This is a genomic window from Desulfosudis oleivorans Hxd3, assembly GCF_000018405.1.
GTDB lineage: Bacteria > Desulfobacterota > Desulfobacteria > Desulfobacterales > Desulfosudaceae > Desulfosudis > Desulfosudis oleivorans.
The window spans coordinates 2,452,147-2,476,283 of the sequence record NC_009943.1; the positions used below are offsets into that span (position 1 = coordinate 2,452,147).

The 24,137-nt window shown below is 58.4% G+C and carries 20 protein-coding genes and 3 tRNA genes; 9 read left to right on the forward strand and 14 right to left on the reverse strand.

Annotated elements, in window-relative coordinates; all coding sequences use genetic code 11:
• Nucleotides 1-105: 105 nt before the first annotated feature.
• Nucleotides 106-1,434, reverse strand: a complete 1,329-nt coding sequence (gene glmM, locus DOLE_RS10380; protein ID WP_012175440.1) for a phosphoglucosamine mutase — start codon at nt 1,432-1,434, stop codon at nt 106-108.
• A complete protein-coding gene (locus DOLE_RS10385) occupies nt 1,431-2,714 on the reverse strand; it encodes a UDP-N-acetylglucosamine pyrophosphorylase (RefSeq protein ID WP_012175441.1) in 1,284 nt (427 codons plus the stop codon). Before DOLE_RS10385 ends, glmM begins: the two co-directional genes overlap by 4 nt.
• 165 nt (nt 2,715-2,879) lie before the next feature.
• Here DOLE_RS10385 and DOLE_RS10390 point away from each other — a divergent pair, with 165 nt between their 5' ends.
• The gene (locus DOLE_RS10390; RefSeq protein WP_012175442.1) at nt 2,880-4,586 is read left to right on the forward strand and encodes an HD family phosphohydrolase; all 1,707 of its coding nucleotides are present in this window, start codon (nt 2,880-2,882) and stop codon (nt 4,584-4,586) included.
• A 70-nt stretch (nt 4,587-4,656) separates the two neighbouring features.
• Here the strand turns inward: DOLE_RS10390 and DOLE_RS10395 are convergent, their stop codons facing one another.
• The 11 genes from DOLE_RS10395 to argC form a co-directional block, all read right to left on the reverse strand.
• Nucleotides 4,657-5,037 carry a hypothetical protein gene (locus DOLE_RS10395; RefSeq protein ID WP_041280499.1) on the reverse strand — a complete coding sequence of 127 codons (381 nt, stop codon included), beginning with the start codon at nt 5,035-5,037 and terminating at the stop codon, nt 4,657-4,659.
• Nucleotides 5,038-5,354: 317 nt separating this feature from the next.
• The gene (locus DOLE_RS10400; protein WP_052294292.1) at nt 5,355-6,071 is read right to left on the reverse strand and encodes a DUF6901 family protein; all 717 of its coding nucleotides are present in this window, start codon (nt 6,069-6,071) and stop codon (nt 5,355-5,357) included.
• 167 nt (nt 6,072-6,238) lie between these two features.
• Nucleotides 6,239-6,315 (reverse strand) — tRNA-Pro (locus DOLE_RS10405).
• A gap of 148 nt (nt 6,316-6,463) precedes the next feature.
• Nucleotides 6,464-7,753, reverse strand: coding sequence for an adenylosuccinate synthase (locus DOLE_RS10410; protein WP_012175445.1), 1,290 nt, complete (start codon nt 7,751-7,753; stop codon nt 6,464-6,466).
• A gap of 28 nt (nt 7,754-7,781) precedes the next feature.
• Nucleotides 7,782-8,246: a tRNA adenosine(34) deaminase TadA gene (tadA, locus tag DOLE_RS10415; RefSeq protein ID WP_332306746.1), complete on the reverse strand. Its 465-nt coding sequence runs from the start codon at nt 8,244-8,246 to the stop codon at nt 7,782-7,784.
• On the reverse strand, nt 8,243-9,679 hold the full coding sequence (locus DOLE_RS10420; RefSeq protein WP_012175447.1) for a mannose-1-phosphate guanylyltransferase/mannose-6-phosphate isomerase: 1,437 nt from the start codon (nt 9,677-9,679) through the stop codon (nt 8,243-8,245). The genes tadA and DOLE_RS10420 overlap by 4 nt, the downstream gene beginning before the upstream one ends.
• A complete protein-coding gene (gene cysQ / locus DOLE_RS10425) occupies nt 9,676-10,527 on the reverse strand; it encodes a 3'(2'),5'-bisphosphate nucleotidase CysQ (protein WP_012175448.1) in 852 nt (283 codons plus the stop codon). Before cysQ ends, DOLE_RS10420 begins: the two co-directional genes overlap by 4 nt.
• A gap of 62 nt (nt 10,528-10,589) precedes the next feature.
• Nucleotides 10,590-10,664 (reverse strand) — tRNA-Cys (locus DOLE_RS10430).
• 8 nt (nt 10,665-10,672) lie between these two features.
• Nucleotides 10,673-10,747, reverse strand: a tRNA-Gly gene (locus DOLE_RS10435).
• A 104-nt stretch (nt 10,748-10,851) separates the two neighbouring features.
• Nucleotides 10,852-11,763 carry a bifunctional methylenetetrahydrofolate dehydrogenase/methenyltetrahydrofolate cyclohydrolase FolD gene (folD, locus tag DOLE_RS10440; protein ID WP_012175449.1) on the reverse strand — a complete coding sequence of 304 codons (912 nt, stop codon included), beginning with the start codon at nt 11,761-11,763 and terminating at the stop codon, nt 10,852-10,854.
• Between the two features lie 89 nt (nt 11,764-11,852).
• A complete protein-coding gene (gene argC, locus DOLE_RS10445) occupies nt 11,853-12,905 on the reverse strand; it encodes an N-acetyl-gamma-glutamyl-phosphate reductase (RefSeq protein ID WP_012175450.1) in 1,053 nt (350 codons plus the stop codon).
• A gap of 313 nt (nt 12,906-13,218) precedes the next feature.
• Between argC and DOLE_RS10450 the strand changes: the two genes are divergently transcribed.
• From DOLE_RS10450 to DOLE_RS10485, 8 genes are all read left to right on the forward strand, one after another.
• Entirely contained in the window at nt 13,219-13,551 is a 333-nt protein-coding gene (locus DOLE_RS10450; RefSeq protein ID WP_041280500.1) for a hypothetical protein, read from the forward strand.
• A 159-nt stretch (nt 13,552-13,710) separates the two neighbouring features.
• On the forward strand, nt 13,711-14,898 hold the full coding sequence (locus DOLE_RS10455; RefSeq protein WP_012175451.1) for a THUMP domain-containing class I SAM-dependent RNA methyltransferase: 1,188 nt from the start codon (nt 13,711-13,713) through the stop codon (nt 14,896-14,898).
• Between the two features lie 303 nt (nt 14,899-15,201).
• Nucleotides 15,202-16,875 carry a dihydroxy-acid dehydratase gene (gene ilvD / locus DOLE_RS10460; protein ID WP_012175452.1) on the forward strand — a complete coding sequence of 558 codons (1,674 nt, stop codon included), beginning with the start codon at nt 15,202-15,204 and terminating at the stop codon, nt 16,873-16,875.
• 15 nt (nt 16,876-16,890) lie between these two features.
• The gene (gene ilvB, locus DOLE_RS10465) at nt 16,891-18,585 is read left to right on the forward strand and encodes a biosynthetic-type acetolactate synthase large subunit (protein ID WP_012175453.1); all 1,695 of its coding nucleotides are present in this window, start codon (nt 16,891-16,893) and stop codon (nt 18,583-18,585) included.
• Between the two features lie 15 nt (nt 18,586-18,600).
• A complete protein-coding gene (gene ilvN, locus DOLE_RS10470) occupies nt 18,601-19,101 on the forward strand; it encodes an acetolactate synthase small subunit (protein WP_012175454.1) in 501 nt (166 codons plus the stop codon).
• 38 nt (nt 19,102-19,139) lie between these two features.
• Complete coding sequence (gene ilvC / locus DOLE_RS10475; RefSeq protein WP_012175455.1) at nt 19,140-20,198, forward strand: ketol-acid reductoisomerase; 1,059 nt, start codon at nt 19,140-19,142, stop codon at nt 20,196-20,198.
• 184 nt (nt 20,199-20,382) lie between these two features.
• Nucleotides 20,383-22,011 carry a citramalate synthase gene (cimA, locus tag DOLE_RS10480; protein WP_012175456.1) on the forward strand — a complete coding sequence of 543 codons (1,629 nt, stop codon included), beginning with the start codon at nt 20,383-20,385 and terminating at the stop codon, nt 22,009-22,011.
• An 8-nt stretch (nt 22,012-22,019) separates the two neighbouring features.
• Entirely contained in the window at nt 22,020-23,555 is a 1,536-nt protein-coding gene (locus DOLE_RS10485) for a 2-isopropylmalate synthase (RefSeq protein ID WP_012175457.1), read from the forward strand.
• Between the two features lie 49 nt (nt 23,556-23,604).
• Here the strand turns inward: DOLE_RS10485 and DOLE_RS10490 are convergent, their stop codons facing one another.
• Nucleotides 23,605-24,123 (reverse strand): hypothetical protein, encoded by a 519-nt coding sequence (locus DOLE_RS10490; protein ID WP_012175458.1) that lies wholly within the window; start codon nt 24,121-24,123, stop codon nt 23,605-23,607.
• Between the last annotated feature and the right edge of the window lie 14 nt (nt 24,124-24,137).

The following is a 24,137-nucleotide window of genomic DNA, read 5'->3' on the forward strand; positions in this document are numbered from 1 at the left end:
AAATTGTTTTATGGCTGCAATTTGATCGCGGGCTTCAGCCTGCATTGTTACGACAACTTATCCCAGCAAAAAAAGCGTGTCAACAGAAAACCAGAGGTTCCTCCCTTATCCCAGGGCCTGCACAACTGCTTTGGCAATCTGCCCGGCGCATTGCCGGGTTTCGTCTTCCGAAGGGCCTTCCACCATGACCCGGCACATGGGCTGGGTGCCGGAATAACGGACCAGTACCCGCCCCTCCCGGCCAAGACGGGCCTCAACATCCCTGACGACCTGCCATACCTCAGGCACCGAGGCGAGGTCCGGTTTACGGGCCACTTTCACGTTGATCAGCACCTGGGGAAAAACATCCATGCACGCGGCCAGCTCCGACAGGGGCTTGCCGGTATGGTTCATGATCCGGCAGAGCATCAGGGCCGTGAGCAGGCCGTCACCTGTTGTCTGGTAATCAGAAAAAACGATGTGGCCCGAGTCCTCGCCACCCAGGGAGGCGCCCTTTTCCAGCATGGCCGCCGTCACATGGCGGTCCCCCACATCGGTGACCACGTGATAAATCCCCATATCCCGAAGCGCGCGGTTCAGGCCGATGTTGCTCATGACGGTGCTGACCACGGTATTGTTTTTCAGCAGGTTCTCGGATTTCATGAAACCGGCGCAGATGGCGATAATCCGGTCCCCGGTGACCGGCGCCCCGGTTTCATCCACGGCGATCAGCCGGTCGGCGTCACCGTCAAAGGCAAATCCGGCATCGGCACGGTATTTCACCACCTCGGCCCGAAGCGCTTCTGTGTGCTCGGAACCGCAGTTTTCGTTAATGTTCCGCCCGTCGGGATCAGCAGACAACAGGCGGGCATCGGGAAAAAGACGGGGGGCCACACGAGCAGCGGCGCCATTGGCGCAGTCTAATACCAGGGAGAGGGAGCCGACCGCGGTGATGTTGCTCAGGCATTCGACATAAGGTTCTTCGGCATCCATGAGATGAAAGACCCGGCCGGGCACCGGTGGATTGGCGGCCGCCATCGGCTCCGGGGAGAGAATCAACGCCTCCAGCTCGGCCTCCTGAACCGGGGAAAGCTTATGCCCTTTGTGGGAAAAAATCTTGATGCCGTTGTCGGTCCAGGGGTTGTGAGAGGCCGACACCATGATGCCGGCGCCGGCTTTCAGCATGGCGGTAAGGTAGGCCACCGCCGGGGTGGGAAGCACATCCACGCGGATTGCGTCCACGCCTGAAGCGCAGATACCAGCGCACAGGGCGCTTTCCAGCATGTCGCCGGAAAGCCGGGTGTCTTTACCCACCAGAATCCGGGGGGGGGATTGACCGTCTGCCGTCATGAACCGGGCCACGGCCCTGCCCACGGCCATGGCTGTTTCCGGTGTCATGGGCCAGGAGTTGGCAGCGCCTCGAATGCCGTCGGTGCCAAAAAGCCGCGCCGTCACGCTTCCGGCTCCCCGGACCTGCCCATGAGCTCAAAAGAGGGCAGCACGTCTCCGGCCCGGTCCACCACGTTGTCCACCACAGACCGCAGCCATACAGTGCCGTTGGCGGCATCATGATAGTCTATGGCCTGCATCACCTTGATGTATTCCCTGTCGTGATCGTAGAGCACCGGTTCCATGCTCCTTAGAAAATCGTCCCGAATACTCTCATCTCCTCCCTCGTTCTTCAACAGGTAGTGCAGCAGTTCCACCAGGACATCTTTTTTCTCGTAGAACTCCTCTTTCTGGTACACAAGAGATGCCAGGGCACTGTCCCCCTTCTTGTTCTTGTAAATGGCAATGGACCGGGGCATGTTGTCACACAGTCTTTCAAACTGCCGGATTCGCTCCGTCACCCCGGCTTCCAGTTTTTCCATGGCGCCACTCACCAGGGCCTCGGGGAAATTCACCGGATCGGTGAACATGACCCGCACATACTCATACCAGCGCATCAAGGCGATGAGATTGGCGATGTAATTGATATTGTTGGCCACAATCCGCCGGATGTTCAGATACACCCCGGACGTGTAGGGCATGCTGCCGCCTTTGAGCGCCTGCTCTACGATCAGCTTGCCGGTACCGGTTTCATCCTTCCGGCAGATGGTGCCGGCGGCCGTGACATTGCCGAAGGTCACGCTCAGCGGCCCCACGGCCCCGCCCTGCCCTCCCAGGAATACGGGCTTTTCCCGCAGCATCACGCCCCGGGGAACGTCACCGAAGAGCGACGGTGTGGCCTTGTCCTGATTGGGGGAATAGTTAAAATGAATAAATCCGCTGCCCACCTCGCTGTGGTCCTTCGGGCCGGTGCCGCCGGCCATGAGACAGTCGCAAAAATTGATCAGGCTGCCCAGGGCGACAAAAGGGAACAGGATAGTCTGCTTGAGCCCCACACCGTGCCCGGTAACGGCATGCTCCTCGAGAATGGTCCCCTCCCGGAAATGACTGTTGGCCCCGGCTTTTGCGTGATTGAGAAAAACGGCCTTACTGAAAAAACCCGATTCAAGACGAACCCCGGGCCCCACCTGGCAGCTGTCAATGGTCACGGGCCCCTGGTACCCGATTACCGCATTCTTCCCGATAAAAGTCGACCGGCCGAATATCTTACACCCGGCATGAATCACCACTCCGGAGGCAGAAATGTTTTCAATGTCAATCTCCGGGTCGATTTCAATGCTGTGCGGTGCAGGAATGGCAACCCCCCTGTCCAAAAGCGCCTTGATGGTCTGATCCTGGAGGTCCATGTTTTTCCTCGCATGAAATTAAATTACGGTTTGTCTCGGCTTTGATGTTGCCGAAGCAGCATGTTCGTGATAATAGGGTATTTACCGTGATTAATCAACCGTATCGTTGTTTATCACCGGTTTTGTCGCCTTTACCGTAAATCAACCCTAACTTCGGAAAGCGCCATGACCCAAAAAAATTCAACGGAAGACCTTGACGTCAGTCGACTGTCCGCAGACAAAAAGCTCGGCCACCTGCTGGAGAGTGTCGTCCGTGAAGTGAAACTTTATGCCGAAGGGCAGATTGAACACATTCAGAAACTGGCCCAGATCGGCCTGGCCCTGTCCGGCCAGAAAAATCTCAACACCCTGCTCGAGATGATCGTGGACGAGGCCCGGAAACTTTCCAGCGCCGATGCCGGCACCCTGTACATCGTGGAGCAGAAAAGCCGGTCCCTCCGGTTTGCCATTCTTCAAAACGACTCCATGAACATTCGAAAGGGCGGCGCAGGCGGCGACCTTTCCGATGAAATGCCCAACGTTCCCCTGGCCGACGAACAGGGCAACCCCAACCATGCCAATGTTTCCTCCTATGTGGCCCTGACCGGGGAAAGCGTCAACATCGAAGATGTGTATGAAGCCGGGGCGTTCGATTTTTCCGGCACCAAGCGGTATGACGCCGCCACCGGCTACCGCTGCAAATCCATGCTGGTCATGCCGTTAAAAAACCACGAGGACAAGATTATCGGCGTGTTGCAGCTGTTAAACGCCAAGGACCCCCAGACCGGGGAAATCATGAAGTTCCATGCGGACATCGTGGGGCTGGTCGCTTCCCTGGCCTCCCAGGCGGCCATCGCGCTGACCAACACCCAGTTGATCGAAGATCTCAAAGCTCTTTTCTACGCATTTATCAAAAGCATTGCCACGGCCATTGATGCCAAATCCCCTTTTACCGGGGGGCACATCAACCGGGTGGTAAGCCTGACCATGGATGTTGCCGAAGCGATTCACGGCACCAACACCGGTCCTTTTGGAGAGATGCGCTTCACCGATGACGAAATGGAAGAACTGCGCATTGCCGCGTGGATGCATGACGTGGGCAAAATCACCACGCCGGAGCATATTGTCAGCAAGACCAACAAACTCGAAGGCGTCTTTGATCGGATTCACCTGATCGAAACACGGTTTCTGCTGATCCTTCAGCTGATGGAAAACCGCCACCTGCGTGTCAAGATCGACCTCCTCAAAACCGACAACAGTCCGGCGGCCCTTAAAAAAATGGAGGCCATGGACCGCGAACTCCAGGCCCGGAAAGCGGAGATACTGGAAAGCCTGGAACTTTTAAAGGCCGTAAACACGAACAAAGGCATGGTGGATGAACGTGCGGTAAAGCAGGTCCGAGAGATTGCGGCCCGCACCTACCATATCGGCGGCAACGCCTACCCCTGGTTGTCTGAGAACGAGGCTGCCTGCCTGAGCATTCTCAAGGGCAACCTGCTGGACGAGGAACGGCGGCTGGTGGAGCAGCATGCGGAGATGACCATCAACATCACCAGGGAACTCCCCTTTCCGGACCGTTTTTCCCACGTTCCCGAATATGCCGGGGCCCATCACGAAAAGCTGGACGGTTCCGGATATCCTCTGGGACTTACCGGTGACCAGATTCCCCTGCAGGCCAGGATCATCGCCATTGCGGATGTCTTCGAGGCCCTGACCGCGCCGGACCGGCCCTACAAACGGCCCATGCACATTTCACAGGCATTGAAAATTCTTCAGGAGATGGCGGCGGCCGGCCACATCGACGGGGATATCGTCAGGATGTTTATCAAACAAAAAGTTTACCAGGCATACGCGGACAAAGAACTTACACCGGAGCAGCTCTCCACTGCATAATCCGGCACCTGTCACGTCAGGCTTGTTTTTCCGGCCACCTGGTAGTGAAAGTTTTTGTCCTGAACCCTCTCTATCGGTCCAGGGCGATCAGCAGGGCTTTTGCTTCCGGGTCCTCCATGGAGGCGGCCGCTTTTGTCTCTTTGGCCAACCGCATGCCGGAATACTGATGGGCCGGCTCATTGATGGAGAGAAGTGTTCCCGGCTGTTCTTTGGCCCCCCCCACCAGCCAGACCCCTTGAACATCACCGACACCGGCCACACGAAACATAGCGCCGACATAATAGGCACTGCTGTGCTTGCCCGATTTGACGGCGGCAATTTTTGTAATGGGGTACTGCTGGCCAAGCGCCACCTGAATCAGGTTTCGCTGGGCGACGCCGGCGGCTTCAACAGTAATCGTTTGCGCCGACACAACAACCGCCACTGCGATAACAGCGGCGCAAATTATCATGCTCCGTTTTCTTATGTGCAATTGCCCACCTCCGTGGTTCTCCGGTTAAAATGCGCACATAATCGGCCAATCATTTGGTTCTGCGGTCTTTTGCCTATCAGTAAACAGGTATTTTACAACGAGGGAAAAAACAACGCCACCCTTTTTTAAATCGCGGGCAATCACAGGGGTAAAACAAACTGCTGTCATGAACGTAAAAAAGGGAGGAGAATCCGGGTATCAACGGTAAAACCGGTTGGCTTGAACGACAGCCGGTCCGCATGCGGCACAAGTTCCACCGGGGTGAACGGGCATGCCGGCTGCTGCCAGACGGGGGATCAGCCCCGGTCCATTGCGTCCTGTGTAAAGAGGTACTCCACCGAGGTCAGGTTGTCCTCAAATTCCACGTTAAAGAGCTGTGCCAGGGAGTTAAGAATAATGATGGCGTTTCTGTCGGCATCTTTTGCCGACACGCTGCCGATGCGGTCGAGAATGCCGCGGTTGACCTTCTGGACCCGCCCGTAATGGGCATCCAGCTCTTTCATCTCCAGGTCGGGGGGGGTGCCGCGCTTGTATGCGAAATACTGGCGCAGCAGATAGAATGCGGTAGTACGCACCATGGACTCCTGAATGGTGGCAAAAGGCAGGTGGAAACGGGCCATGGGCTTGAAGAGCCCCATGACGGGACAGTCACTGGTGGCCATAATAATGCCAAGAAGGGAAAAAAGCCCTTCCTGCACGGATGTCTCCTTGCTGCAGGAGCGTTCCGGGGTGTTACAGCACACCACACAGTTATCATAGGAGAAGGACTCTTTGAAGGCGTCCACCAGTTCAGCGATGTTTACCGCAATGGGACAATAGGGGTGCTCCTGTGAATCTAACGGGCAGATGGGGCACTGTTCATTTTCGAGCCGGGTCCAGGGGGGAGGCGCCTCGGGCCGGGGATGTAGGATGGAGATGGTTTCGGGGTCCAGACGAATGGTAAAACTCTTGCTGCTGCCGTCTTCGAACATAAATTCATATTCAATGGGATAGGCGTCCTCGGTCTGGTTCATGCAATAGTCCTCCACTGATAAGTGATCAGGGAACAGGGGCACCGATGTCGTCGACACCCGGTACCCATGGTGTCGTTCCGGGCAAAGGCCCGCATATCCCCCGATTTTGTTCCCCCACCAGACGCAACCATCCATTCGGCTGGCTGGCCACAACGACTTGATTGAATTGGTCGGGACGGCTGGATTTGAACCAGCGGCCCCAGCGTCCCGAACGCTGTGCTCTACCAGACTGAGCCACGTCCCGACTTGTCGTTTGTGCCTGAAGTTTTAAATAACCTTGAACGGATTGTCAATGAAAATTGTCTGGAACCGGCCCCCTTTTCCGTGAGCCACAACGGCATGCGCCATGCCGGTCCGGCTCATCCGGTCCATTGCCGGAAGCGGCGGCAACATCAAGCAAAAGGGTTATTGATAACCACGGTCTGGTCACGGCCCGCACCCACGGAAACAATATCCACCCGCACGCCTACCAGTTCCGTGATACGGTCCAGATAACGCCGGGCCGCATCGGGCAGATCGGCTGCGGACCGGACGCCGGAGATATCTTCCTGCCACCCTTGCACTGCTTCGTAGACCGGTTCGCACTGGGAAAGGGTTTTTACATCTGCGGGAAAATCGGAAAGGGTTTTGCCCTGATATCGGTAGGCGGTGCATATTTCCAGGGTGTCAAGACCGGTCAGCACATCCAGCTTGGTGATGGCCAGGCCGGTCAGGCCGTTCAGCCGGGCCGCGCTTTTGAGCATAACGGCGTCCAGCCAGCCGCAACGGCGCTTTCGGCCGGTGGTGGCGCCGAACTCGCTGCCGGTACGCTGCATGAAGTCACCGACATCGTCAAACAGCTCGGTGGGAAAAGGGCCTTCCCCCACTCGGGTGGTGTAAGCCTTGACAATGCCCAGCACGCCGGAAAGGTCCCGGGGGCCGATGCCGGAACCGCAGCAGGCGTTACCGGCCACCGTGTTGGAAGAGGTGACATAGGGATAGGTGCCGTGATCGATATCCAGGTAGGTGCCCTGGGCCCCTTCAAAGAGCACCTGTCGACCCTCGTCCGAGGCGTCGGCAAGAATCCGTGACACATCGGCGATATAAGGTGCCAGGGTCTCGGCGTATCCCACGTACTCGGCAACGGCCCCGTCCACGTCCAGGGGGGCGGCGCCGAACATTCTTTCAAGGTAAAGATTTTTTTCCTTGACCTGCCGGGCCATCTTCTCCCTGAAGGCCGGCAGGTCCAGCATATCCACAAACCGAAGCCCGTTTCTGCCCACCTTGTCTTCGTAACAGGGGCCGATGCCGCGGCCGGTGGTGCCGATCTTCTCATGTCCCTTGGCCTCTTCCCGGACCAGATCGATGGTTTTGTGGTAAGGCATGATAATATGGGCACTGGCGCTGACTTTGAATTTTTCCGGGATCACGGCCACCCCCCGGCTGCGAAGGGCCGCCATCTCCTCAGTGAGCACGGCCGGGTCCACCACCACGCCGTTGCCGATCAGACACATCTTGCCCTGCAAAATGCCCGAGGGCACCAGGTGGCTGATAAATGATTCCCCGTTGACCACCAGGGTGTGGCCGGCATTATTACCGCCCTGAAACCGCACCACCAGATCGGCAAACGCCGCCAGCAGGTCAACGATCTTGCCCTTTCCCTCATCTCCCCACTGGGTTCCCACCACAACGATATTGGCCACGTTCAACTCCTTCAACTTAGCTTCAGTATCAATGTTTAGCGCGTCTTTGCTCAAAAAAAGCCTGCAGGATAGACCGGCAGGCATCTTCGCACACCCCCGCAACAACGGCGGGGCTGTGGTTCAGTGCTGAATGTTTCGTAAAGTCATACAGCGACCCGGCCGCGCCCCATTTCGGGTCATGAACCCCAAACACCACGGTTCCGATTCGCGCGTGAATAACAGCACCCATGCACATGACACAGGGCTCAACCGTAACATAGAGGGTGGTGTTTGGCAATCTGTAATTTGCCGCCTGCCGGGCGGCCCGGCGGATGACCAGCATTTCGGCATGAGCCGACGGATCGCATTCAGCAATGGGCCGGTTGTGGTCCGCCGAAAGCACTTTCCCGTCAGGAGAAACCAGCACCGCCCCCACCGGCACCTCATCCATGTCCCGGGCTTTTCCGGCCTCCACCAGCGCCAGTTCCATATAATATATGTGGTCTCTGATCACTTTCTGCCGTACACATCTTCCAGCCGCTCGATGTCGGTATCCTGGATGGCGGTTCCGGTCTGCACCTCGATCACTTCCAGGGGCCCGTCCCCAGCGTTTTCAAGCCGATGGGCCACGCCTTCGGGAATATAGACCGACTGATCAGCGGTCACGGTGAAAGCATCCCTCCCTTTGGTCACGCGGGCGGTGCCGGAGAGGATCACCCAGTGCTCCGCCCGGAGAGTGTGCCGCTGAAGAGCAAGCTGCTGGCCGGGTTTTACAGTGAGCCGGTTCACGTGAAAACGCTCGCCCACCACAAGGGTTTCGCAGGTTCCCCAGGGCCGATAATCGGTCTTGTGGACCATGGCCTCGGCCCGGCTCCCGGCCTTCAACGTGTCGACGATAAGCTTCAGGTCCTGGGTCCGGTTCCGGGGACAGATCAGCACCGCGTCCGGGGTTTCCACCACCACGTGGCCGGAAAGCCCTACGGCGGCCAAAAGCCGTGATGTGGACCGAAGATAAGAGTCGGAAACATCATGGACCACCACATCCCCGGATATCACATTGGCGCTTTTGTCCTTTTCGCCCGTATGCCACAGAGCCTCCCAGGATCCCAGGTCGTTCCAACCGGCATCCAGGGGCACCATGACCCCCCGATCGGTTTTTTCCATCACCGCGTAGTCAATGGAATCAGAGGGGCAACGGGCAAAGGCATCAGCATCGAGCCTGAAAAAATCAAGGTCCCGGCATCCCGAGGAGAGTGCCTGCTCACAGGCAGCGACAATCTCCGGCACCTGCTGCCGCATCTCGTCAAGAATGTCCGCGGCCCGGAACATGAACATGCCGCTGTTCCAGAAGTACCGGCCGGATCGAAGATAGGCCCGGGCCGTTTCGGCATCCGGTTTTTCAACAAACGCCTCAATACGGGCCGCACCCTCAGTCTCAGGAGAATGGTCTTGACCGGCGGAGACCGGGTCGCCTTTTTTAATGTAGCCATAACCGGTTTCCGGTGTTGTGGGCGCCACGCCGAAAGTGACCAGCGCCCCCTCGTCCGCGTGGCGCTGCCCGGCATTCAGGGCGTCGTGAAACCGGGGAATGCCCACGATAAAGTGGTCGGCCGGCAACACCAGCAGGATTGGGTTGGAATGATCGGCCACGGCCGTGAGGGCGGCAACGGCAATGGCCGGGGCCGTGTTCCGGCCCACCGGTTCCAGCATGATGGACCGGGGCGTGATGCCGGAAAGACGAAGCTGCTCGGCCACCATGAACCGGTGATTCCCGTTGCAGATGACGATGGGCGCTCCCATGTCATTCACGCCGGACAGACGTTCCAGGGTGCTTTGCAGCATGGTCCGGTCCCCCACAAGGGCCATGAGCTGTTTGGGATAAAGTTCCCTTGAAAGGGGCCACAGGCGGGTGCCTGAGCCGCCGGCAAGAACAACGGGAATGATCATTTGCCTTTTTCGCCGGACCGGAACCCGGCGCCTTCCACTATAAACCATGGGTTTAACAGGTTTTCCTTGTTGTATACCATGGGGCCGCCGGTGTCGTGGCAATAAACACGGGCCCCCGCATTTTCGGCAATCGCATGACCGGCGGCGATGTCCCACTCCATGGTGGGACCGAGGCGGGGATAGAGATGGGCCCGGCCTTCAGCCACCAGGCACAGCTTCAATGAGCTGCCCGCCGGCACAAAGAGCACCTCACCGTGGGAAGTCTTCAACTTTTCCACAAAGGACTCAACCTCCGGCGTCAGATGGGACCGGCTGCCCACCACGGTCAAAGGAGAGGCGGGCCCGGCATGAAAGGGAAGCTTTTTGCCGCAATCCGCCAGGTCCTGCCACTGCTCCAGCTCGCCGGAACCGGCGGCTGCAATGGCACCGGCATCGTCCAGCCGGAAGGAACCGGCACCCTGCCCTCCCACGTACAGCACCTGCCGGACAGGGACGAAGATGGCGCCGAACACCGGGCGGCCCGCTTCCACCAGCGCGATGTTCACCGTGAATTCGCCGTTGCGTTTGACAAACTCCTTGGTGCCGTCCAGCGGATCCACCAGCCACATCTGTTCCCAACACGAACGCTCGGCAAAAGGGATGCTCCGGCCTTCCTCGCTTAACACCGGCACACGGGTTTTTCGCAGACGATCGGCGATGATACGGTGGGCCTCCTGGTCCGCCAGGGTCAGGGGCGAATCATCGGCCTTGTGCGTCACGGCAAAGTCTGAGTCGTAGACCTTCAGGATGGCCCGGCCGGCATCCACGCAGGCGCCCAGTACTATGGAAATCCAGGATTCGTTTATCATCGGAAAATGTGAGAAGCCCGCTCCTGCCTTTGACGGTGACGGCGCGAAGCGAAGGAAGTTGATGGAGGCGGCATCCGGATTTGAACCGGAGAGTGTCGGTTTTGCAGACCGATGCCTTACCACTTGGCTATGCCGCCAAAAAAAATGGAGCGGGAAACGGGATTTGAACCCGCGACTTCGACCTTGGCAAGGTCGCACTCTACCACTGAGTTATTCCCGCTCAGCAAAGATAAAACCGTCTTTTACCTTCTTATCCGGTTCTTGTCAACCGAAAAAATAACCGGCGCAAAGGATTTGCGGTTCCTTTGCGCCGGTCGGTGGATATTAGATCAGGCCCAGCTTGAACTTGAGGGACTTCAAGGTGTTGAGCATGAGCATGGTAATGGTCATGGGGCCCACGCCACCGGGAACCGGTGTGATGGAACCGGCAATCTCCTTGGCCGCGTCAAAATCCACATCCCCCGACAGAATGGCAACCATTTTGTTCGGGTCCTTGGCGCTGGGTTTTTCTCCCACCCGGTTTACGCCCACATCAATAACGCAGGCACCCGGCTTGATCCACTCCGGTTTGACCAGGCCCGGCACACCGGCGGCAACGATCAGAATATCGGCCCGCTTGCAGTGTTCATCCATGTTCTTGGTCCGGGTGTGGACCACGGTCACCGTGGCGTTTGCGCCGGGGCCCTTCTGCAGCATCATGTTCGCAATGGGCTTGCCCACGATGTTGGAGCGGCCCACCACCACCACTTCCGCGCCGCTGGTCTCCACGCCGGCCCGGACGATCATCTCCTGAATACCGGCCGGGGTGCAGGGCGGGAACTTGACTTCGCTGCCGCCGATCATCAGCCGGCCCACGTTCACCGGATGGAAGCCGTCCACGTCCTTGTCCGGATCAATGGCGTTGAGCACCTTCTTCTCATCAATATGTTTGGGCAGGGGCAGCTGCACCAGAATACCGTGAATGGAATCATCCTTGTTGTACTTGTCGATCAGGGCCAGCAGGTCGGCTTCGGAAATATCCACGGGCTGGGAGTCCTGGACCTCCTTGAACCCCACCCGGTGGGCCGTCTGGATCTTCAGGGTTACGTAGGAAATGGACGCCGGGCTCTCACCCACCAGGATGGTCACCAGCCCCGGCACCTTGCCGTGTTTTTCCTTGATCTCCTTTACCTCGGCCTCAATCTCCTTTAAAATCTCTTCCCGAATCTCGGTTCCCTTAATCAGTTTTGCAGACATGACTACACTCCTTTCATCCATCGTTTATTTATATCACACGCTCCAACCGTCAAATCGAAATCTGAACACACCCGGCGCGTTGACCGGCGTCACACCGGAAACGGTATCATATCAAGCCCCCGGCCCTCGTCAACACCAAACATGAGGTTCATGTTCTGAACCGCCTGGCCGGCGGCCCCCTTGACCAGGTTGTCGATGGCGGAGACCAGGATCAGGCGGTTGGCATGGGTATCCAGGCGAACGCCGATGTCGCAGAAATTGGTGCCCCGCACGAAACGGGTTTCCGGAAAGGCCCCCTCCCCGCACAGGCGGACAAAAGGCCGTCCCTTGTAATAATCGGCCAGGCACTGACGAACATCCTGCTCGGACACCGCCTGTTCCGGGTTCACGTAAATGGTGGACAGCATACCGCGCGTCATGGGCACCAGGTGGGGCACAAAGGTCAGGCAGACCGGTGTCCCGGCCGCTTCGCCCAGAATCTCCTCCATCTCCGGTGCGTGGCGGTGAGCCGCCACTTTATAGGCCTTGAAGGATTCGTTCACCTCGCAGAAGTGGACCCCCAATGACGGGGACCGGCCCGCGCCGCTGACACCGGACTTGGCATCCACGATGATCATCTTCGTATCGACCAGCCCGGCCCTGGCCAGCGGAATCAGCGGCAGCAGAACGCTGGTGGGATAACAGCCCGGATTGCCCACCAGATCGGCCTTTTTTATCTTTTCCCCATAGACCTCGCAGAGCCCGTAAACGCTCTTTTTGCAGAGTTCCTTCGCGGTGTGGGCCTGGTAATGGCGTTCATAGGCCGCCACATCGGAAAACCGGAAGTCGGCGGACAGGTCCACCACCCGCACGCCCCGATCCAGCAGTTCCGGCACAATGCTCATGGGCAGTTTGTGGGGAAGCGCGGTAAAAACGATATCGGCCCGCTCACAGATGGGTTCCGGCGCAAACGTCTCGCACACCAGAGAAACGGCTGTTCCCACCGCCGGATAGACCTGGTTAAAAGGGACGCCGGCATACTGGCGGGACGTAATGGCGGTGATCGTGACATCCGAATGCCCGGCCAGCAGTCGCACCAGCTCGGCCCCGGCATATCCCGTGGCCCCTACCACCGCGGCCCGAATGCTTCCACTTTTTAACATGATGCGCTGCCTCAGTAACTATTTAAAATGATAAAGAAACAATGATACATATGCATAATTTGCGAATAATTGCACTATTTGGCCTGAATGGCAACACTTTTTCACCGGCCCTGTTTCCGGCCCGCGGTATCGTTCGAGCGACGGCTGGAAAAAGCGCCGGTTTTCCGTTAATCCTTCTCAAAGTGCGCTGAAACAGTGAAAAAGGTGGATTTAGCGCGCAAGGTGTGCGAAAAGAGAACCGGCCGGCACAGTCCGCGTGTGCGGCGCCTGAAAAAGGTGAATTCCGGGCCGGTGGCGGCGCTAAGACAAGGGCATGGTGTCCAAAATAGTTCCCAAAAGGACTTTTACGCTTTATAACCATCTGAATTTAAAAATTGCGGGGATAAGGCTGAAAACTAAGTTATCTCTGGAGAAGCAAATCTTTTATACACCACGTCGGGGCATCAATGGCAGGCCCCGCCCATTGCAGCGCAGCCGAGCGCAAATGCTTTTTTCGGAAAAAGCGGGCAAGCTGTTTGAGCACCGCGAAGCGGGCGAGTTCCTGCCCGCGCCGAAAAAAGCGTTTGTGCGAGGGAAGCCGAAGGCCAAGCTGCACGGGCCGGTTCTTTTGGTACTTTTCTTGCCGCCAAGAAAAGTACACGGATAAACAGGATAAGGGAAATAATCTTTGATAGCGCCGCTGTAAAGACAATTCGATTTCGATACCGATACCGATAGCGATTTCGATAAACAACCGGGGATATGTCCCGCCATGATTAAAACTGTTTTGGGACAATAATGACGAGAAACAAAACAAAGATATAAAATGAAGACACGACTCAGAAAACAGGCCCCCGGTCACCAGCCGTCGGCCTATGTTTATCAGCAGGAGAACTGGTATGTGGCCCGGGTGGAGGAGTCCTTCAAGGCGGCGGGCATTCAGGAACTGGCCGACCTGAGCGCCGCTGATATTGAACCGACCCCGCGGGGCATCCGCTTTTCAGCGGACAGGGCCACCCTGTATAAAATCAACTACACCTCCCGCCTGCTCTCCCGATGCCTTGCCCCTCTGGCGGTTTTCCCCTGCCGGCACACCGACGATCTTTACAGCGCCGGCAAAGCCCTGCCATGGAAAGATTTCTTTATAAAGGGCCGGACCTTTGCCATTACCGCGGACGTTGTGAACAGCGATATCACCGACGCCCGCTATACAACCCTTCGCCTCAAGGATGCCATTGCCGACTATTTTACTGAAAACACCGGCCGGCAGCGACCTGATGTGGACACCCGCAATCCGGATGTTCGCGTGGATGTCACGATTCTGGACAACCGGGCCATCATCTCACTGGACACCTCGGGAGAGGCGCTTCACAAGCGGGGCTACCGCGAGCTCAGTGTCTCCGCGCCCATGCAGGAGACCGTGGCCGCCGCCATTCTCCATTTTTCCAGGTGGGACAAAAAGACCCCCCTTTACGACCCCATGTGCGGGTCCGGCACGCTCCTGTGTGAAGCCCTGATGGCGGCCTGCAACATTCCGGCCGGCATTCTGCGCGGTGCCTTTGGCTTCCAGATACTGCCCGACTTTGACCCGGTGCTCTGGCAGCAGGTCCGGAAGGAAGCGGATGCAGAAATCACGGAGATTCCCGAGGGCCTGATCGCGGGCAGCGACGTCAACCCGGCCGCGGTCACTGCCGCGAAAACCAACCTCATGGGACTCCATTACGGAGGACGGGTTTCCATTACCCAGCAGGCGTTTCTCGATATTCCGGAACTGGAAAACCGGCTCATTATAACCAATCCGCCTTATGGCATTCGCATGGGCAGAGACCGGGACCTGCGGTTTTTTTATAAATGCCTTGGGGACTTTCTCAAACAGAAATGCCGGGGGTCCACCGCCTGGATATACTTCGGTGACAGGGACTACATCAAGAACCTGGGGCTCAAGACCGCATGGAAACTGCCCCTGCGGGCCGGTGGCCTGGACGGGCGCCTGGTACGGTATGAACTCTACTGAAACAAGGATGCCGATTTTATAGCAAATTTAATTGCAAAACCGCAAAAATAGCCTTGACATCCGAAAAATGTTGATGATAATAGGTTCATTCATATGAAAGAAGGTCTAATTTAGATGAAACAGCAAACCATTATCAGCGCAGTCTTCGGTGTAAACATTGGACTCATTAGCCTCCTGGTAGGCGCTATTCTGCTCCGGGCGGGCAAATAGGCTGATAATGGCTTAGCAACACGATACACCTTAAAAAAACCGTTATCAGCCCTCTGATAACGGTTTTTTTTTACCCGAAAAAGGAGATGCTTTATGAAAAGCGATTCAATGAAAGAGGGACTGGCACGGGCGCCCCATCGCTCTCTGCTCAAGTCCATCGGCTATACGGATGAGGAAATCGGACGGCCCATTATCGGCATCGTCAATTCGGCCAACGAGATCGTACCCGGCCACGCGGACTTGAACAAAATCGCCCGGGCCGTCAAGGACGGGGTTTACATGGCCGGGGGCACGCCGGTGGAGTTTTCCACCATCGGCGTGTGCGACGGCATTGCCATGAACCATATCGGCATGAAATACTCTCTGGGCAGCCGGGAGCTGATCGCCGACTCCGTGGAGATCATGGCCACGGCCCACGCCTTTGACGCACTGGTGATGATTCCCAACTGCGACAAGATCGTTCCGGGCATGCTCATGGCCGCGGCCCGGCTCAACCTGCCCACCATCTTCATCAGCGGCGGCCCCATGCTGGCGGGCCGGTATCCCGGCAAGCCCGAAAAAAAAGTGGACCTGATCACCGTGTTCGAAGCCGTGGGCGCCGTCAAATCCGGCAGAATGGCCCCTGAAGAACTTGCCATCATCGAAGACGCGGCCTGTCCCACCTGCGGATCGTGTTCCGGCATGTTCACGGCCAACTCCATGAACTGCCTGACCGAGGCCATCGGCATGGGCCTGCCGGGCAACGGCACGGTGCCGGCGGTGATGTCCGAACGGGTGCGCATGGCCAAGCAGGCCGGCATGCGGATTCTCGACCTTCTTAAAAACGGCGTCACCCCGGACAAAATCATGACGGCCAAAGCGTTCCGCAACGCACTGGCCGTGGACATGGCCCTGGGATGTTCCACCAACACCGTGTTGCACCTGCCGGCCATTGCCCACGAAGCCGGGGTCTCCATCAGCCTGGACCTGATCAATGAGATCAGCGGCATCGCCCCCCACCTCTGCTCCCTGAGCCCGGCGGGGCCCAACCATATCGAAGACCTGAACATGGCCGGTGGCATTCAGGCTGTTTTAAAAGAGCTTGCCCGGAAAAGCGGGCTGATTGATCCTGACTGCCTGACCGTCACCGGCAGAACCGTCGGCGAAAATATCGCGTCGGCCAGGGACGCGGACGGCCAGGTGATCCGCACCCTGGAAACCCCCCACCATGCCCAGGGCGGCCTGGCCGTCCTTTTCGGCAACCTTGCGCCGGATGGATGCGTGGTCAAGCAGTCTGCGGTTGTCGATAAGATGCTGGTCCACGAAGGCCCTGCCCGGGTGTTTGATTCCGAGGAAGATGCCACCACCGCCATCATGGACGGCAGAATCAAGAAGGGAGACGTGCTGGTCATCCGCTACGAGGGCCCCAAGGGCGGTCCGGGCATGCGGGAGATGCTCACCCCCACGTCGGCCCTGGCCGGCATGGGACTGGACAGCACCGTGGCCCTGATCACCGACGGCCGGTTTTCCGGCGGCAGCCGGGGCGCGGCCATCGGTCATGTGTCGCCCGAGGCCATGGAGGGCGGTCCCATTGCCGTTGTAAAGGAAGGGGACACGATCACCATCGACATTCCCAAAAAGAAGATCGGTCTGAAACTGGACGCCGGCGAGATTCAGAACCGGCTATCCGGATGGAACCGGCCCGCTCCCAAAATTACGCGGGGCTACATGGCGCGATACGCCGACCAGGTGTCGTCGGCCAATACCGGCGCCATCTTTAAAAAATAGAAAGGAAGACCTGGTATGCAATTCACAGGCGCGCAGATCATGATGAAGGTGCTCAAGGAAGAGAAGGTGGAGACCATCTTCGGCTATCCCGGCGGCGCGGTGCTGGATGTTTATAACGAGCTGCTCAACACCGATTTTGCACATATCCTGGTCCGCCAGGAACAGGGGGCCGTTCACGCGGCCGACGCCTATGCCCGGGTCTCCGGCAAAACCGGGGTCTGCCTGGTCACCTCCGGCCCCGGTGCCACCAACACCATCACCGGCATTGCTTCTGCCTACTGCGACTCCATTCCGGTGGTGATTTTCACCGGCCAGGTGCCAACGCCCCTGATCGGCAACGACGCCTTTCAGGAGGTGGATATCGTGGGCATCTCCCGGCCCTGCACCAAGCACAACTACCTGGTCAAGGATGTCAAAGACCTGGCCGGGGTCATTCGGGAGGCCTTTTACATCGCCCGTTCCGGCCGGCCGGGACCGGTGCTGATCGACATGCCCAAGGACGTGATCAACGCAAAGACCACCTATGAGCCGCCGAAGCCGATGGCGCTCAAGTCTTACAACCCGACCTACGAGCCCAACGTCAAACAGCTGAAAAAGGTGATCGACCTGGTGAAAACCGCCAAAAAGCCGGTGATCTTTTCCGGCGGGGGCATCATCTTTTCCGGCGCGGCCAAAGAACTGACCCGGTTTGCAAAAAAAGCCCGCATTCCGGTCACCTCGACGCTGATGGGTCTGGGCGCCTTTCCGGCCACCGACGACCTGTGGCTGGGCATGCCGGGCATGCACGGCACCTACCGGGCCAACCTGTCCCTTTCCTCATGCGACCTTCTCATCGCGGTGGGGGTGCGGTTTGATGACCGGGTTACCGGCAAGACCAGCGAGTTTGCGGCCAACGCCACCATTGTGCATATCGACATCGACCCCACCTCCATTCAGAAAAACGTGAGGGTGGCCATTCCCATCGTGGGCGACTGCAAAGCGGCCATGGCCCGGCTCAATAAAATGGCTGATGAGGACAAAGACCTGCTGAGCGACAAGGTCAAAAAAGAGCGGACCGCCTGGGCCAAACAGATTGCGGACTGGAAAAAAACCAAGCCCCTGGCCTACACCCAGACGGATGTGATCAAACCCCAGTACGTGGTGGAACAGCTTTATGAACTGACAAAGGGCCAGGCCATCATCACCACCGAGGTGGGCCAGAACCAGATGTGGGCGGCCCAGTATTACCATTATACCTGGCCCGGCCAGTTCATCACCTCCGGCGGACTGGGCGTGATGGGGTTCGGCCTGCCCGCGGCCGTGGGCGCCCAGGTGGCGGCCCCGGACAAAGTGGTCATTGATATTGCCGGCGACGGCAGCATTCAGATGAACATTCAGGAGATGATGACAGCGGTGAGCCACAACCTGCCGGTGAAAATCGCCATTCTCAACAACGGATTCCTCGGCATGGTGCGCCAGTGGCAGGAGCTGTTCTACGACCGGCGCTATGCCTGGACCGACATGGCCGCGGCCCCGGACTTTGTCAAGCTGGCCGAGGCCTACGGTGCGGTGGGCCTACGGGCCACCAAACCCAGCGAGGTGGCGAAGGTGATTAAAAAGGCCCTGGCAACGCCCAAACCGGTGATCATGGACTTTGTGGTGGAAAAAGAAGAAAACGTCTATCCCATGGTGCCGGCCGGCTCTCCCATTACCAACATGATCCTTGTATAACCAAAGGACACGCTCATGAACGGAACCAAACACATTCTTTCCATTCTCGTGGACAACCAGCCCGGCGTGCTGTCGCGCATTGCCGGCCTGTTCAGCGGCCGGGGCTACAACATCGAAAGCCTCTGCGTGGCGACCACTACCGATCCGGGGATCTCCCGGCTGACCATGGTCACCATCGGCGACGAGGCCATTGTGGAGCAGATTCAGAAGCAGCTCAACAAGCTGATCAACGTGATCAAGGTGATTGATCTCACCGGCACCCAGTACGTGCAGCGGGAGCTGATCCTGATCCAGGTGCGGGCCAAGCCGGAAAACCGGGCCGAGATCCTGCGCATCGTGGACATCTTCCGGGGCAAGGTGGTGGATGTGGGGGCCGAGAACTACATGATCGAGGCCACCGGCAGCGAGGAGAAGCTTGCGGCCTTTCTGATGCTGTTAAAACCCCTGGGCATCAAGGAGATCGCCCGCACCGGCCCCATCGCCCTGCAGCGGGACGCCAACAGCAAAGGTAAATAGCATATACATCAACTCAACAATCGTAAAGGAGAGGTAAAATGCCGACAATCAATTTTGGCGGAGTAGAGGAAAACGTGGTCACCTCCGAGGAGTTTACCCTGAAAAAGGCACGGGAGGTGCTGAAAAACGAAGTGATCACCGTCCTGGGATACGGGGTCCAGGGCCCGGCCCAGGCCCTGAACCTGAAGGACAACGGATTTGAGGTGATCATCGGCCAGCTGGAAGGCGACGCCTACTGGGAAAAAGCCATAGCCGACGGGTTTGTGCCGGGCAAGACCCTCTTTCCCATTGAAGAGGCGGCGAAAAAAGGCACCATCATCAAGATGCTGCTGTCCGACGCCGGCCAGGTGGCGGTGTGGCCCAAGGTGAAAAAGTGCCTGAAAAAAGGCGACGCCCTCTATTTCTCCCACGGTTTCGGCATTGTCTACAAGGACCAGACCGGCATTGTTCCGCCCAAAAACGTGGATGTCATCCTGGTGGCGCCCAAGGGATCGGGCACCAATGTGCGGCGGAACTTCAAGGACGGCAGCGGCATCAACTCCAGCTATGCCGTGTTCCAGGACGCCACCGGCCGGGCCGAGGAGCGCACCATCGCCCTGGGCATTGCCATCGGATCGGGCTACCTTTTCCCCACCACGTTTGAAAAAGAGGTGTTCAGCGACCTGACCGGCGAGCGCGGCGTGCTCATGGGCTGCCTGGCCGGCACCATGGAGGCCCAATACAACGTGCTGCGCAAACACGGCCACTCCCCCAGCGAAGCATTCAACGAGACCGTGGAAGAACTGACCCAGAGCCTGATCCGGCTGGTGGCGGAAAACGGCATGGACTGGATGTTTGCCAACTGCAGCACCACGGCCCAGCGCGGCGCCCTGGACTGGGCACCCAAGTTCCGCGACGCGGTGGCCCCGGTATTTGATTCGCTTTACCGGCGCGTGAAAAACGGCGCCGAGACCCGGCGGGTGCTCAAGGTCAACAGCGCGCCCAACTATTTGGAAAAGCTGCGCAAGGAACTGGACACCATCAAAAACTCGGAAATGTGGCAGGCCGGGGCCGCGGTGCGGGCCCTGCGTCCGGAAAACCGGAAAAAGAAAAAATAATTTCCCGCAAACAGCCACCCGTCCGGTCTGTCGCAAAAAAATGGACGATAACGGGGACAGACCCGCTAAAATCGGCTATTGGCCTCTTTTGGCGGGTGATGTCCCCGTGATCGACGCTGCGTGCCGCCCGTTCGTCGGGTAGCGGCATTCGGCATCGACGTACCATGGAAGGTGGGAATGAGTCATGGAACAGGTACGCATATACGACACAACCCTGCGGGACGGTATGCAGGGCGACACCATCAACTTTACGGTGGATGAAAAGATCCGCGTCGCCCGTCAACTGGACGACCTTGGTGTTCATTACATCGAGGGCGGATGGCCGGGATCCAATCCCAGGGATGTCCAGTTTTTTGAAAAGGCCGCGAAGATCGACTTCAAAAACGCCCGGCTCACCGCCTTTGGATCCACCCGGCGGGCCGGCCTGGCCGTGGAAAAAGACGATAACATTCGGCTGCTGCTGGAATGCGGGGCGCCTGCCGTGGCCCTGGTGGGAAAGACATGGGATCTGCATATCACCGAAGTGATGAGCAACACACTTGAAAGCAACCTGGAGATGATTCACGACTCGGTGGCCTACGTCAAGTCCCACGGCCGTGAGGTGTTCTTTGACGCCGAGCACTTTTTCGACGGCTGTACCCACAACAGGGAGTACACCTTCAAAGCGATTCTGACCGCGGCCCAGGCAGGGGCCGACGCCGTGATCCTGTGCGACACCAACGGCGGCGCCCTGCCCCACGACGTGGAGGCCATCACCGCCGAGGTATGCACCACACTGGCGGACCGGTTTCCCGGTCCGGACGGCGGCTCCACCGTGCAAGTCGGCATTCACACTCATAATGACAGTAACCTGGCCGTGGCCAACAGCATTGCCGCAATACGGGCCGGGGCACGAATCGTCCAGGGCACCATCAACGGCTATGGGGAGCGGTGCGGCAACGCCGACCTCACCTCCATTATCCCGATTCTTGCCGCAAAAATGGAATATGACTGCATCACACCGGAAAATCTTAAAAAACTGCGGAAGGTGTCCCGGTTTGTCAGCGAAACCGCCAACATGACACCGGTCAACAGCCGGCCCTTTGTGGGCAAAAGCGCCTTCTCCCACAAGGGCGGCCTTCATGTCAGCGCCATCATGAAAAACCCCCGGGCCTACGAGCACATGGACCCGGAACTGGTGGGCAACAAGCGGCGGGTCCTGATATCCGACCTGTCGGGCCGAAGCAACGTCACCTACAAGGCCAGGGAACTGGGCATCAATACCGACACCGAACATTTTGACGTGGACCGCATCCTGTCCGAAGTCAAGATGCTGGAGTTAGAAGGATTCCAGTTCGACGCGGCGGACGGCTCCTTCAAGATCGTGATGGAAAAGATTTCCGGCCTGTATACCCCCCTTTTTGATCTGCTCTCCTTCCGGGTGACAGTGGAAAAAGAGAAAGACCGGCCCTGCACGGCCCACGCGACCATACGGCTGGGGGTGGGAGAGTTGGAGACCACCACCGCCGCAGAGGGAGACGGCCCGGTGAGCGCCCTGGACACGGCCCTGCGAATGGCCATCGCCGAGTTCTATCCCGATTCTTTGGGCCTGGACGCCATGCAGCTGGTGGACTTCAAGGTGCGGGTCCTGGACGGACGGGACGGCACATCGGCCAAGGTCCGGGTGCTGATCGACTCCAGGGACGAAGACGAGGTGTGGGGCACCATCGGCGTGTCGGAAGACATCATCGAGGCCAGCTGGGAGGCCCTTGCCGACAGCTGCCAGTACAAACTTTCCAAGGAACTGAACAAGAAAAAGAAAAAACAGGACTAGAGATCGCCATGACGGAAAAACTGATCATATTCGACACGACCTTGAGAGACGGCGAACAGTCGCCCGGCGCCAGCATGAACGTGGCGGAAAAGCTGCGCATTGCCTCCCGGCTGGAAGAGCTGGGGGTGGACGTGATTGAGGCGGGGTTTCCGGCCGCCTCCAAGGGGGACATGGAAGCGGTCTCCCAGGTGGCCCAGAAGCTGTCACGAAGTGCGGTGGCCGGTCTTGCCCGCACCAACAAGGATGATATCGACAAGGCATGGGCCGCGGTCTCCGGTGCCAGGCACCCCCGGATTCACGTGTTTATCGCCAGCTCGGACATTCACATGGAGCACAAGCTGCGCATGCCCAGGGACACCGTTGTGGAGCACGCCATTGCCGGGGTCCGTTATGCCAGGACCTTTACCGATGACGTGGAGTTTTCCGCCGAAGACGCCTCCCGCAGCGACAGGGTCTTTCTGTGCAAGCTGTTTGAAGCCGCCATCTCCGCCGGCGCCACCACCATCAATATTCCCGATACCGTTGGATACGCCATTCCCAGCGAGTTCGCCGACCTGGTCAAATACGTGAGGCAGCACACCCCCAATATTCACAAGGCCGTTATCAGTGTCCATTGCCACAACGATCTGGGGCTGGCCACGGCCAACACCCTGGCGGCCCTGGCCGCGGGCGCCCGGCAGGCCGAGGTGACCATCAACGGCATCGGCGAAAGGGCCGGCAACACCTCCATGGAGGAGGTAGTGATGGCCATCCGCACCCGGGCCAGCTCTTTTCCGCTGATCTCCACCATCGACACCGCCAAGATCTACCCCACCAGCAAGCTGGTGAGCATGCTCACCGGCATGATCGTCCAGCCCAACAAGGCCATCGTGGGGGCCAACGCCTTTGCCCACGAGGCGGGCATTCACCAGGACGGCATGCTGAAAAACCCCATGACCTACGAGATCATGCGGCCCGAAGACGTAGGCGTGAGCAGCAGTACTCTGGTGCTGGGCAAGCACTCGGGCAGAAAGGCCCTGTACGACCGCCTGAAAGAGATCGGTTACAACCTTTCCCCCCCGGAGATCGACACGGTTTTTGTCAAATTCAAGGAACTGGCCGACCGAAAGAAAAACATCGTGGAAGAGGACCTGGAAATCCTGGTCTCTGAAAACATCATGGACACCGCCGACCTGTTCCAGCTGGAATACCTGCACGTGACCAGCGGCACCACGGTGTCGCCCGTGGCCAGCGTGAAAATGGTTATCAATGGAAAATCGGTGAAGGGCGAAAGCTCGGGCAACGGTCCCATTGACGCGGCATACCGGGCCATTGCCAAGCTCACCAAAACCGAATCCGAGATGCTGCGGTTTACCATCAGCGCCCTTACCGGCGGCACCGACGCCCAGGGCGAGGTGACCGTGCGCCTGAAGGAGCAGGGCCTGGTGGCCCTGGGCCGGGGCGCGGACCCGGATATCATCATTGCCAGCGTCAAGGCCTACATCAACGGATTAAACCGCCTGGCCTATCTCAAGCGCCATCCTGTCGCCGACGGCATGATCTGATCAAAACAGTTCCGGCCGGGCAGATGGTAACCACCACCTGCCCGGCCTGTCAATCTTCCATAGGGCCCTGGTCTTTGAGGGGCCCGTCTTCCAGGTTTTGGCATTCACAGTCTGTCCAGGTGGTCCCATCGGGCATGCACATCCGGGTGCCGGGGAAGCCGCTATTGCAGTAACAGGGACGGATGTCGCCGGGGGTGCAGTCCAAACCGGCGCCGGGGAATTTTTCTGCGGGTTCGGCCGAGGGGTCGCATCGACAGGCGGACCAGACAGTGCCGGTTGCGTTACAGGTCTGTTTGCCGGGTTGCCCGTCTCTGCACTGACAGATTTGTGTGTCTCCCGGGTTACAGATGACGATCTCTTCCGGCCCTTCGTCTTCTGTCACCGGCACAGGTGTCCGGGCCGGCCGGAACTCAGAATTGGGGATGTTTTGGAGCTGCATGGGTCCGGGTTCTGTTTGAGAATAAGAGACCGATGGAGGTGTTTCGTTTCTGCCGGTGGTAAGAAAAAAAAGGGCAATGACTGACAGCAAAATCAGCGCCAGCAGGATGACGGTGTGTCTGGTTTTCAAGAAGAAACTCCGTA